This window comes from Thermaerobacillus caldiproteolyticus (assembly GCF_015326725.1).
In the GTDB taxonomy this organism is placed as follows: Bacteria; Bacillota; Bacilli; order Bacillales; family Anoxybacillaceae; genus Thermaerobacillus; species Thermaerobacillus caldiproteolyticus.
Map to the genome: position 1 here is coordinate 664525 of NZ_CP064060.1, position 12751 is coordinate 677275.

At 43.0% G+C, this 12751-nt stretch carries 9 protein-coding genes; all 9 read left to right on the forward strand.

The features are described from left to right. Window positions 1–117 precede the first annotated feature (117 nt). Window positions 118–999, forward strand: coding sequence for a translation elongation factor Ts (gene tsf, locus ISX45_RS03520; RefSeq protein ID WP_181554901.1), 882 nt, complete (start codon window positions 118–120; stop codon window positions 997–999). A 69-nt stretch (window positions 1000–1068) separates the two neighbouring features. Further along, on the forward strand, window positions 1069–1791 hold the full coding sequence (pyrH, locus tag ISX45_RS03525; RefSeq protein ID WP_181554900.1) for a UMP kinase: 723 nt from the start codon (window positions 1069–1071) through the stop codon (window positions 1789–1791). Window positions 1792–1793: 2 nt separating this feature from the next. Then, window positions 1794–2351 (forward strand): ribosome recycling factor, encoded by a 558-nt coding sequence (gene frr / locus ISX45_RS03530; protein WP_181554899.1) that lies wholly within the window; start codon window positions 1794–1796, stop codon window positions 2349–2351. Between the two features lie 159 nt (window positions 2352–2510). Then, window positions 2511–3284, forward strand: coding sequence for an undecaprenyl pyrophosphate synthase (locus ISX45_RS03535; protein ID WP_194519981.1), 774 nt, complete (start codon window positions 2511–2513; stop codon window positions 3282–3284). Window positions 3285–3289: 5 nt separating this feature from the next. Next, window positions 3290–4084, forward strand: a complete 795-nt coding sequence (locus ISX45_RS03540; RefSeq protein WP_194519982.1) for a phosphatidate cytidylyltransferase — start codon at window positions 3290–3292, stop codon at window positions 4082–4084. A gap of 20 nt (window positions 4085–4104) precedes the next feature. Next, entirely contained in the window at window positions 4105–5253 is a 1149-nt protein-coding gene (locus ISX45_RS03545; RefSeq protein ID WP_194519983.1) for a 1-deoxy-D-xylulose-5-phosphate reductoisomerase, read from the forward strand. Window positions 5254–5267: 14 nt separating this feature from the next. Next, window positions 5268–6533, forward strand: a complete 1266-nt coding sequence (gene rseP, locus ISX45_RS03550; RefSeq protein ID WP_181554895.1) for an RIP metalloprotease RseP — start codon at window positions 5268–5270, stop codon at window positions 6531–6533. 79 nt (window positions 6534–6612) lie between these two features. Next, the gene (locus ISX45_RS03555) at window positions 6613–8316 is read left to right on the forward strand and encodes a proline--tRNA ligase (RefSeq protein ID WP_194519984.1); all 1704 of its coding nucleotides are present in this window, start codon (window positions 6613–6615) and stop codon (window positions 8314–8316) included. Window positions 8317–8426: 110 nt separating this feature from the next. After that, window positions 8427–12740 carry a PolC-type DNA polymerase III gene (locus ISX45_RS03560; RefSeq protein WP_194519985.1) on the forward strand — a complete coding sequence of 1438 codons (4314 nt, stop codon included), beginning with the start codon at window positions 8427–8429 and terminating at the stop codon, window positions 12738–12740. Window positions 12741–12751 lie beyond the last annotated feature (11 nt).

Sequence of the window (12751 nt, forward strand, 5' to 3'; positions counted from 1 at the left end):
TTTTTTGAGACAGAAAACATTTTTTCTTGGCTATACTAATGATGGCTGAGAAAAACAAAATTTGCCTTGCGAATTTTGTTCATACATATATGCAAAGACTAAAGGAGGATTTTATTCATGGCAATTACAGCTCAAATGGTTAAAGAATTACGTGAAAAAACGGGCGCAGGCATGATGGATTGCAAAAAAGCGCTCACAGAAACAAACGGCGATATGGAAAAAGCAATTGACTGGCTCCGCGAAAAGGGAATCGCGAAAGCAGCGAAAAAAGCAGATCGCATTGCAGCGGAAGGAACAACATTAATTGAAGTGGACGGCAACACAGCGGTTATTTTAGAAGTTAACTCGGAAACGGATTTCGTAGCGAAAAACGAAGGCTTCAAAACGCTTGTAAAAGAGCTTGCTGCGCACTTGTTAAAACATAAACCAGCTACGCTAGAAGAAGCGCTTCAGCAAAAAATGGATAACGGAACAACAGTTCAAGACCATATTAATGCAGCAATTGCGAAAATTGGTGAAAAGTTAACATTACGTCGCTTTGAAATTGTTGAAAAAGGCGACAATGCTGCGTTTGGTGCATACTTGCACATGGGTGGTCGCATCGGCGTATTAACATTATTAGAAGGAACAACAAACGAAGAAGTAGCTAAAGATGTAGCAATGCATATTGCGGCATTAAATCCAAAATACGTGTCTCGCGACCAAGTATCACAAGAAGAAATTGCTCGCGAGCGCGAAGTATTAACGCAACAAGCATTGAACGAAGGAAAACCAGAAAACATCGTGGCAAAAATGGTTGAAGGCCGCTTAAACAAATTTTACGAAGATATTTGCTTGTTAGAGCAAGCATTCGTCAAGAACCCAGACATGAAAGTTCGCCAATTTGTTGAATCAAACGGTGCTACTGTAAAAAGCTTCGTTCGTTACGAAGTAGGCGAAGGAATTGAAAAACGTCAAGACAACTTCGCTGAAGAAGTCATGAACCAAGTAAGAAAGTAATGACCGGAGCGAATAGGGAACACACTGCGTGTTCCCTATTTTTAAAGACTAGCTGCATGGAGGTCTAACATGAGCAACCCGAAGTATAAACGTATCGTATTAAAACTGAGTGGCGAAGCGTTAGCCGGTGAACAGGGGTTTGGAATTAATCCCACTATTATTCAATCAATCGCTAAACAAGTAAAAGAAGTAGCGGAATTAGGTGTCGAAGTAGCGGTTGTTGTTGGTGGGGGCAACATTTGGCGCGGAAAAACAGGAAGCGAGATGGGAATGGATCGGGCAACGGCGGACTATATGGGAATGCTCGCAACGGTCATGAATTCGCTTGCTCTTCAAGATAGCCTTGAAAATCTTGGCGTCGAGACGCGTGTGCAAACATCAATTGAAATGCGCCAAGTAGCCGAGCCATACATAAGAAGAAGAGCGATTCGCCATCTCGAGAAAAAACGCGTTGTGATTTTTGCGGCAGGAACAGGAAATCCATATTTCTCGACAGATACGACTGCTGCACTGCGGGCAGCGGAAATTGAAGCAGATGTTATTTTAATGGCAAAAAATAACGTTGATGGTGTATATAGCGCTGACCCGAAAGTTGATGAAAACGCGGTGAAATACGATGAGCTTTCCTACCTTGATGTCATCAAACAAGGGCTTGGTGTGATGGATTCGACTGCTTCGTCTTTATGTATGGATAATAACATTCCACTCATTGTTTTCTCGATTACCGAAGAAGGCAATATTAAACGAGCTGTGCTCGGTGAAAATATTGGAACAATTGTAAGGGGGAAATAATCATGGCGAAACAAGTGCTCACAACAGCAAAAGAAAAAATGGATAAAGCAGTTCAAGCATTCAGTCGTGAATTAGCAACGATTCGTGCCGGAAGAGCAAATCCGGGATTGCTTGAGAAAGTCACTGTTGACTATTACGGAGTACCTACACCAGTGAATCAATTAGCAGGCATTAATGTACCAGAAGCGCGCTTACTTGTCATCCAACCTTATGACAAGTCGATTTTGAAAGACATCGAAAAAGCAATTTTAGCATCTGATTTAGGCTTAACGCCTTCTAACGACGGTTCTGTCATTCGTATTACGATTCCTCCATTAACAGAAGAGCGTCGTCGTGAGCTTGTGAAACTTGTAAAAAAATATTCCGAGGAAGCAAAAGTTGCTGTGCGCAATATTCGTCGCGATGCGAATGATGAATTGAAAAAGCTCGAGAAAAACGGTGAAATTACCGAAGATGAATTGCGCGGTTACACCGATGATATCCAAAAAATTACCGATGAACACATTGCGAAAATCGAGGCAATTACAAAAGAGAAAGAAAAAGAAGTTATGGAAGTGTAATTATAAACAATAAAGACCCTCTATGTTGATGGAGGGTTTTTTTGTTATAATGGAGAAGCAAAATGAGGTATATTTGTTCATTTTCGAGAAATCGTTACTTCTGATTTCACTAGCCTCATGATACATTAGTAGTAAAATACATAAAGGCGGAGGACTAGTATGTTTGATAAAATTTGGAAAAATAAAAAACAATCGCCTTTGTCCCTATCCTATACAAAAGAAGAAATATTGCGCCACCCCATTCCGGAGCATGTGGCGATCATAATGGACGGCAATGGGCGGTGGGCGAAAAAGCGAGCGCTGCCACGTGCAGCTGGACATTATGAAGGAATGCAAGTAGTACGAAAAATTACTCGCTTTGCGAACGAGTTAGGAATTAAAGTGCTTACTTTATATGCATTTTCGACAGAAAATTGGAAGAGGCCGAAAAGCGAAGTCGAATATTTAATGAAACTTCCCGAACAGTTTTTAACGACATTTCTACCGGAATTAATCGAGGAAAATGTCAACGTTCGCGTGATCGGTAATCGCGAGCAATTACCTGACCATACACGACGTGCTGTGGAGCAAGCGATTGCCGAGACGAAACAAAATACAGGGTTAATTTTGAATTTTGCTTTAAACTATGGAAGCCGTGCTGAAATTACGTACGCGATTCAGTCGATTGCCAAACAAGTGGAGAAAGGCCTTTTATCTCCTGAAGATATCAATGAGGATCTTGTCGCTTCATATTTAATGACCAAAGATTTGGCGGATCCGGACTTGCTCATTCGTACAAGCGGAGAAATTCGTTTAAGCAATTTTATGCTCTGGCAGCTTGCGTACACGGAGTTTTGGTTTACTGATGTACTTTGGCCGGACTTTACTGAACAACATTTATTAGAGGCGATCGCCGAGTTTCAAAAACGGGGTCGTCGGTTTGGAGGAGTTTAAAAGAGATGAAACAACGAATCATTACAGGAGTCGTCGCCGCCGCACTTTTTTTACCGGTTGTGATTTTTGGCGGAGTTCCGTTTATAATAGTAACATACGTATTAGCAACGATTGGATTGTTTGAACTGTTTCGCATGAAACATCTTCGTGCCTTTTCGATGGAAGGGATTATAAGCTTTCTTTTTTTGTGGACATTGCTCACTCGAGAGCCGTATGATGGTTGGCTATCAGCACTTCATGTCACAAAAACGGACGTGCTTCTTATCGCTGTTTTATTATTGCTTACATATACAGTAATCACGAAAAATCAATTTACGTTTGACGAAGCTGGATTTGCTTTACTGTCAACGTTATATGTTGGTTTTGGTTTTTACTATTTCATGGAAACCCGTTTCACCGGACTATACTATATGTTTTACGCGCTATTTATTATATGGGCGACCGATACAGGAGCGTATTTTATCGGACGGGCATGGGGAAAACGAAAGCTTTGGCCGGAAATTAGCCCGAACAAAACGGTGGAGGGATCGATTGGCGGAATTGTTTGCGCCCTTATCGTCGCCGCTGTTTACCAACTATGTACCGGGTTTTTTACAAGTTTTCCACTTTTATTGGTGATGACAGCGATTCTTTCTATATTTGGACAAATGGGAGATTTGGTGGAATCGGCGTTTAAGCGGCATTACGGCGTGAAAGATTCAGGAAACATTTTGCCGGGACATGGAGGCATTTTAGACCGATTTGACAGTTTATTGTTTATTTTACCGATTTTACACTTTTTCATAAATGTAGCGTTGTAAGGGAGTTAGGAGTGAAGGTAGTGAAATATATTAGTTTATTAGGGGCAAGCGGTTCAATCGGCACGCAAACATTAGATGTGATTCGTTCGCACCCAGATGAGTTTCGCCTTGTCGCCATGGCGATTGGAAAAAATATCGAAGTGGGAAGAGCAATTATTGAGGAATTTGCCCCAGAACTTGTTTCCGTCGCCGATGAAAGCGCACGTATGCGCCTTCATAGCGAGTACAAGGGAAAAGTGAAAATTGTTTGTGGTGAAGAAGGATTAATCGAAGTCGCAACACATCCGAAAGCAACAATAGTAGTGAACGCCGTTGTCGGGAGCCTCGGGCTCGTTCCGACGCTAAAGGCAATCGAAGCAAAAAAAACGATTGCCTTAGCCAATAAGGAAACGCTTGTGACTGCTGGCCATATTGTAACGGAAGCAGCTAAAAAGAATGAAGTGGCTCTCTTGCCAGTCGATAGCGAACACTCTGCGATTTTTCAATGTTTGCAAGGAGAACAGTCCAAACATATCGAAAAGATTATTTTAACCGCTTCAGGCGGCAGCTTTCGTGACAAAACGCGTGAACAATTGGAAAATGTCACCGTGGAGGAAGCACTGCGTCATCCGAACTGGTCGATGGGGGCAAAAATTACGATTGATTCCGCCACGATGATGAACAAAGGGCTCGAAGTTATTGAAGCGCATTGGCTATTTCATTTGCCATATGAGCAAATTGATGTTTTACTACATAGAGAGAGCATTATTCATTCGCTTGTTCAATTTCGTGATAGCAGCGTTATTGCTCAACTCGGTACACCAGATATGCGCGTACCGATTCAATATGCGTTAACGTATCCGGACCGCTTGGAACTGTCAAACGCCAAACCGCTCAATTTAGCGGAGATCGGTACGCTCCACTTTCAAAAAGTAGACTTTACGCGTTATCGTTGTTTACAATTAGCGTATGAGGCAGGAAAAGCAGGCGGTTCTTTGCCGACAGTGCTCAATGCTGCCAATGAGGAAGCAGTCGAGGCATTTTTACAAGGCCGTATTGCTTTTTTAGCGATTGAGGAATACATTGAACGAGCGCTGGAACATCATCAAATGGTGAAGGAGCCGACGCTTGATGAGATTCGCAAAATCGATGCCGATACGCGTCATTATGTTCGTTCACTACTAACGTAAAGGTGGTTGAAAAATTGGAAACAGTAATTGCTTTTATTGTTATTTTCGGTGCGCTAGTTTTTTTTCATGAGCTTGGTCATTTAATTTTTGCAAAGCGCGCAGGAATTTTATGTCGCGAATTTGCGATTGGATTTGGTCCAAAAGTATTTTCATTCAAGAAAAATGAAACGGTTTATACCATTCGCTTATTGCCTTTAGGCGGTTTCGTCCGCATGGCGGGTGAAGACCCCGAAATGATCGAAGTAAAGCCGGGGCAAGTGGTCGGGCTTGAATTGGATCAAGATGGAAAGGTAAATAAAATCATTATCAATCATAAAGATGAGTATCCAAACGCGAAAATCATTGAAGTTGAACATGCCGATTTAGAACATGGAATGTACATTGCCGGCTATGAGGACGAAAATGGAGAGCGACTAGAGCGTTTTTCTATAAATGAACCAGCGTTCTTTGTCGTCGATCATCAAGAAATTCAAATTGCTCCATATCATCGCCAATTTGTCGCTAAGACGTTAGGACAACGAGCGATGACGATTTTTGCTGGACCGCTCATGAACTTTGTCCTTGCATTTGTTGTCTTTGTCCTCATCGGTTTATTGCAGGGCTATCCAGTAGATAAGCCGATCATCGGCGAGATGACAAAAAATGGGGCAGCTCTTGAGGCTGGGTTGAAACAAGGAGATATTGTTCTTTCGATCGACGATGAGCGAGTAACGACATGGACACAAATCGTTGATATCATCCGAGCCCATCCGGGAGAGGAATTGATTTTTAAAGTAGAACGAAACGGTAAAGTACTTGACATTCCTGTAACCCCGAAAGCGAAAACCGTCCAAGGAGAAACAATTGGCTTAATCGGCGTATATGGCCCGATGGAAAAATCGGTTCTCGGTTCTGTGAAACAGGGAGCATTAGAAACGTATTATTGGACAAAGGAAATTATCGTAGGATTAGGACATTTAATTACCGGACAATTCTCGCTTAATATGCTTTCTGGTCCTGTAGGAATTGCAGTATCGACAAACAAATTCGCGCAATCAGGAATTTATTATTTAATGAAATGGGGAGCGTTTCTAAGCATTAACCTTGGAATTGTGAACTTATTGCCTCTCCCAGCTCTTGACGGTGGTCGTTTGCTCTTTTTTGCAATTGAAGCGTTGCGAGGAAAACCGATCGACCGTCAAAAAGAAGGAATGGTTCACTTTATCGGTTTTGCTCTTTTAATGCTGTTAATGCTTGTCGTTACATGGAACGACATTCAAAAGTTTTTTCTATCAAAATAAAAATAACGGAAGGGAAAAGGATGCTGCCTATTTCCCTTCTTTTTGAAAAAGAGATATAGAAATAAAGAGGTGCAATAGGATGAGACAAAGTCAATCGTTTATTCCAACGTTACGAGAAGTGCCAGCAGATGCAGAGGTAAAAAGCCATCAGCTTTTGTTGCGCGCAGGATTTATTCGTCAAAGCGCAAGCGGTGTTTATACGTTTTTACCGCTGGGCAAACGCGTGTTACAAAAAATCGAAACGATTATTCGCGAAGAAATGAATCGCGCCGGAGCGATCGAGTTATTCATGCCGGCGTTACAACAGGCAGAATTATGGCAGGAATCCGGTCGATGGTACTCATATGGCCCGGAATTAATGCGGCTGAAAGACCGTCATGAACGCGATTTTGCGCTCGGACCGACCCATGAGGAAGTCATCACAGCGTTAGTACGTGATGAAATCAAAACATATAAGCGTCTGCCATTAGCACTATATCAAATTCAAACGAAATTTCGTGATGAAAAGCGCCCTCGCTTCGGGTTGTTGCGTGGCCGCGAGTTCATTATGAAAGATGCGTACTCGTTTCATACATCGAAAGAAAGTTTGGACGAAATGTACAATAAAATGTATGAAGCGTATTCCAATATATTTCGTCGCTGCGGCCTGAATTTCCGTGCGGTCATCGCCGATTCAGGCGCGATTGGCGGAAAAGATACACATGAATTCATGGTGCTGTCAGACATCGGTGAAGATACGATCGCGTATTCTGACGCTTCAGACTACGCGGCAAACATTGAAATGGCGCCGGTCGTTACGACATATGAAAAAAGCAATGAACCGCTTCGTGAACTAGAAAAAGTGCATACACCAGAACAAAAAACGATCGAAGAAGTGGCTTCGTTTTTGAGCGTGCCGGCAGAAAAATGTATCAAATCGTTGCTCTTTAAAGTCGATGACAAATACGTTCTCGTGCTTGTCCGCGGCGACCATGAGGCAAACGACGTGAAAGTGAAAAACTTGTTCGATGCCTCTGTCGTCGAACTTGCTTCACCGGAAGAAACAAAACAAGTGATGAAATGTGCAGTCGGCTCATTAGGTCCGATTGGCGTGAGCGAATCTATCACGGTTGTTGCAGATCACGCCGTTCAAGCGATCGTCAATGGAGTGTGCGGTGCCAACGAAGAAGGATATCACTATATCGGGGTAAATCCTGAGCGTGATTTCACTGTTTCTCAATATGCAGATTTACGCTTCATCCAAGAAGGTGACCCATCACCAGATGGAAAAGGAACGATTCGTTTTGCGCGCGGAATTGAGGTTGGCCACGTCTTTAAACTAGGTACGCGCTATAGCGAAGCGATGAATGCAACATATTTAGATGAAAATGGCCGGACGCAAACGATGATTATGGGATGTTACGGCATTGGTGTTTCACGCTTGTTGGCGGCGATTGCTGAACAGTTTGCCGATGGAAACGGTCTTGTTTGGCCAGCTGCTGTTGCTCCGTTTCATGTGCATATAATTTCTATCAATCCAAAAAACGATGAACAGCGTCAGCTCGCGGACGAATGGTACGAAAAATTGGGACAAGCAGGTTTTGAAGTGCTGTACGATGACCGTCAAGAACGTCCAGGTGTGAAATTTGCAGATAGTGACTTAATCGGCATCCCTGTTCGTGTCACGATTGGGAAACGCGCCGGAGAAGGAATCGTCGAAGTGAAAGTGCGCCGGACAGGGGAGTCAATGGAAGTCCATGTTGACGAACTTGTAGATACAATTCAACGTCTTCTTGAGCAATAACCTGTAGCCTTTTATAAACAGAAAAATAAGGGCTGATTCCTGTTTCAGGACAGCCCTTCTCCTATTATCTAATATACTAATCGAAGGAGAGAGGAGAAAGGAGCGAGCGCATGTTAACGAGCGAGCAAAAAGAGCGGTTTCAAGTATTGTTGCAACAACTTCAATTGACATCGGATGATTTCGTTCCGTATTTTGCTGAAGCGGGCATTCAAAAACTTGTTATTGACAAGGAACAAAAGTGTTGGCACTTTTATTTTTTGCTCCCAGCTATTTTACCTGTAAGCGTGTACGAGCGATTTGCACAAAGACTTGTTCAGGCGTTTCAACACATTGCTAACGTCAAACATACGATTCAAACCGTTGACTCCACTTTTACAGAATCGGATGTTCACGGATATTGGCGGTTTTGTTTACAAGAGTTGCAAGGGATTTCTTCTCCGTTGATCACATTGCTTCATGAGCAGATCCCCGTTGTCAAAGGTAATAAATTGTATGTGACCGTGCGCAATGATACGGAATCCGTTGCTGTTAAAAGACGCTTTGCTGCCAAAATCGCCGAGGTATATCAATCGTTTGGCTTTCCGTTTTTCCAACTGGAAACAGAAGTGAAACAATCGGAAAGCGACTATGAGCAATTTTTAGCACAAAAACAACAAGAAGATGAAGCGCGAGCATTAGCCGCATTAACGGAAATGACGATGAAGAAGGAAACAGCGGCAGAAGAAGCGGTCGGGGCACCGACAGGACCACTTGTCATCGGCTATCCAATTAAAGACGAGGAGGAAATTCGCACGCTTGACAGCATCGTTGAAGAAGAACGGCGCGTTGTCGTTCAAGGCTATGTGTTCGATGTTGAGCTAAAAGAGCTAAAAAGCGGGCGCTCCTTATTGACATTAAAGATCACCGATTATACGAACTCGATTCTTGTGAAAATGTTCTCGCGCGACAAAGAAGATGTGGCGCTAATGGCCAACGTGAAAAAGGGCATGTGGGTAAAAGTAAGAGGAAGCGTGCAAAACGACACGTTCGTCCGCGACCTTGTTCTCATCGCAAACGATATTAATGAAATCAAAGCAAAAGAACGCGAAGATACTGCTCCGGAAGGAGAAAAGCGAGTTGAACTTCATCTTCATACACCGATGAGCCAGATGGATGCGGTTACCTCTGTGACGAAGCTGATTGAACAGGCGAAAAAATGGGGACATCCGGCCATTGCGATCACCGATCATGCTGTTGTTCAGTCATTTCCAGAAGCGTACAGCGCTGCGAAAAAATATGGAATGAAAGTTCTGTACGGCGTTGAGGCAAATATTGTTGATGACGGGGTACCGATTGCTTACAATGAAGCGCATCGTTTATTAGCGGAAGATACGTATGTTGTTTTTGACGTGGAAACTACTGGGTTGTCGGCTGTTTACAATACAATCATTGAGTTAGCCGCTGTCAAGGTGAAAGACGGCGAAATTATTGACCGTTTTACATCGTTTGCAAATCCGCACCATCCACTGTCAATTACGACCATTGAATTAACCGGTATTACCGATGATATGGTGAAAGATGCTCCGGATGTAGAAGACGTGTTGCGACAATTTTATGAATGGATCGGTGACAGCGTCCTCGTTGCTCATAACGCAAGCTTTGACATCGGTTTTTTAAATGTCGGATTTAAAAAGATCGGTCTCGGAAAGGTAACGAATCCCGTCATCGATACATTGGAACTAGCGCGTTTTTTATATCCGGAATTGAAAAATCACCGTCTCAATACGCTTTGTAAAAAATTTGACATCGAATTAACGCAGCATCACCGTGCCATTTACGATGCTGAAGCGACAGGGTATTTGCTTATGCGGCTATTAAAAGATGCGCAAGAAAAAGGGATTTTGTATCACGATGAATTCAATGAGCGCTCACGCCAAGCAACATCATATCAACGTTCTCGTCCGTTTCATGTGACATTGCTTGCCCAAAATGACGTTGGTCTTAAAAACTTATTTAAACTAGTATCTCTTGCCCATGTTCAATATTTTTATCGCGTTCCGCGTATCCCGAGATCCGTGTTGCAGCAGCATCGCGAAGGCATTTTAGTCGGCTCAGGCTGCGACAAAGGAGAAGTATTTGACAACATGATTCAAAAAGCGCCGGAAGAAGTCGAGGAAATCGCGAAATTTTATGATTTCCTTGAGGTCCATCCGCCAGAAGTATACAAACCGTTAATCGAAATGGACTATGTCAAAGACGAAGAAATGCTCAAAGAAATTATTAGCAAGATTGTTTCACTCGGCGAAAAATTAAATATCCCGGTTGTTGCTACTGGTAATGTTCATTACCTGCACCCAGAAGATAAAATTTATCGAAAAATATTAATTCACTCTCAATCCGGAGCCAATCCGCTTAATCGTCATGAACTGCCGGATGTCTATTTTCGGACGACGAATGAAATGCTTGATTGTTTTTCATTTTTAGGGGAAGAGAAAGCAAAAGAAATCGTCGTGACAAACACGCAAAAAATCGCCAATTTAATCGAAGAAGTCAAACCGATTAAAGACGAGCTTTATACTCCGCGTATCGAAGGAGCGGATGAAGAAATTCGCGAAATGAGTTACCGAAGAGCGAAAAGCATTTACGGCGATCCGCTCCCAGAGATTGTCGAACAACGTCTTGAAAAAGAACTAAAGAGCATTATCGGTCATGGGTTTGCGGTTATTTATTTAATTTCTCATAAGCTTGTGAAAAAATCGCTTGATGACGGATATCTTGTCGGTTCACGTGGTTCAGTTGGTTCCTCGTTTGTAGCGACAATGACAGAAATTACGGAAGTAAATCCACTTCCACCGCATTATGTTTGCCCAAACTGCAAACACTCGGAATTTTTCAATGACGGTTCGGTCGGCTCAGGCTTCGACTTACCGGATAAAGATTGTCCAAAATGCGGTACGAAATATAAAAAAGACGGGCATGATATTCCGTTTGAAACGTTCCTCGGCTTTAAGGGAGATAAGGTTCCGGATATCGACTTAAACTTTTCCGGGGAGTATCAACCACGCGCCCATAACTATACGAAAGTCTTGTTTGGCGAGGACAATGTGTATCGTGCAGGAACGATCGGTACGGTTGCTGATAAAACTGCGTACGGATTTGTCAAAGGATATGCAAGTGACAATAATCTTCAACTTCGCGGCGCGGAAATTGACCGGCTTGCGGCAGGATGTACGGGCGTCAAGCGAACAACCGGGCAACATCCGGGGGGAATCATTGTTGTTCCTGATTACATGGACATTTATGATTTTACGCCGATTCAATATCCAGCTGACGATACAAGTTCCGAATGGAGAACGACCCATTTTGACTTCCATTCCATTCACGACAACTTATTAAAATTGGATATTCTTGGGCACGATGATCCGACCGTCATTCGTATGCTCCAAGATTTGAGCGGTATCGACCCAAAAACGATTCCAACCGATGACCCGGAAGTAATGAAAATCTTTAGTGGTACTGAATCGCTTGGGGTAACACCGGAACAGATTATGTGTAATGTCGGAACGCTCGGGATTCCGGAATTCGGTACGCGCTTTGTTCGTCAAATGCTTGAGGATACAAAGCCAAAAACGTTTTCTGAACTTGTGCAAATTTCCGGGCTCTCGCACGGAACGGACGTGTGGCTCGGCAACGCTCAAGAACTTATTCAAAACGGAATTTGTACGTTATCAGAAGTGATCGGTTGTCGTGACGACATCATGGTGTATTTAATTTATCGTGGTTTGGAGCCGTCCTTGGCGTTTAAAATTATGGAATCCGTTCGGAAAGGAAAAGGGCTAACCCCTGAGTTTGAAGAAGAAATGCGCAAGCATGACGTACCGGAATGGTATATTGAATCATGCAAAAAAATTAAGTACATGTTCCCGAAAGCACACGCCGCTGCGTACGTGTTAATGGCAGTGAGAATCGCGTACTTTAAGGTCCATCATCCGCTGCTATACTATGCGTCTTACTTTACCGTGCGCGCTGAGGATTTTGATTTAGATGCGATGATTAAAGGTTCTGCAGCCATTCGCAAGCGTATTGAGGAAATTAACGCAAAAGGTTTGGACGCCTCAGCAAAAGAAAAAAGCTTGTTGACCGTCTTAGAAATTGCATTAGAAATGTGCGAACGCGGCTTTTCGTTTAAAAATATTGACTTGTACCGCTCTCAAGCAACGGAATTTGTCATCGACGGCAACTCGCTCATTCCGCCGTTTAATGCGATTCCGGGTCTTGGGACGAACGTGGCGCTCAACATCGTTCGTGCCCGTGAAGAAGGCGAATTTTTATCAAAAGAGGACTTACAACAGCGCGGCAAATTATCAAAGACGTTACTCGAATATTTAGAAAGCCGCGGCTGTTTAGATTCGCTACCAGACCATAATCAACTATCTTTATTCTAGATGCCAATGGC

Coding starts and splice junctions, on each gene's coding strand:
- ISX45_RS03535 (WP_194519981.1), top strand. CDS start 2,511: ATGTTTGATAAAATTTGGAAAAATAAAAAACAATCGCCTTTGTCCCTA.
- frr (WP_181554899.1), top strand. CDS start 1,794: ATGGCGAAACAAGTGCTCACAACAGCAAAAGAAAAAATGGATAAAGCA.
- ISX45_RS03540 (WP_194519982.1), top strand. CDS start 3,290: ATGAAACAACGAATCATTACAGGAGTCGTCGCCGCCGCACTTTTTTTA.
- pyrH (WP_181554900.1), top strand. CDS start 1,069: ATGAGCAACCCGAAGTATAAACGTATCGTATTAAAACTGAGTGGCGAA.
- ISX45_RS03560 (WP_194519985.1), top strand. CDS start 8,427: ATGTTAACGAGCGAGCAAAAAGAGCGGTTTCAAGTATTGTTGCAACAA.
- ISX45_RS03555 (WP_194519984.1), top strand. CDS start 6,613: ATGAGACAAAGTCAATCGTTTATTCCAACGTTACGAGAAGTGCCAGCA.
- tsf (WP_181554901.1), top strand. CDS start 118: ATGGCAATTACAGCTCAAATGGTTAAAGAATTACGTGAAAAAACGGGC.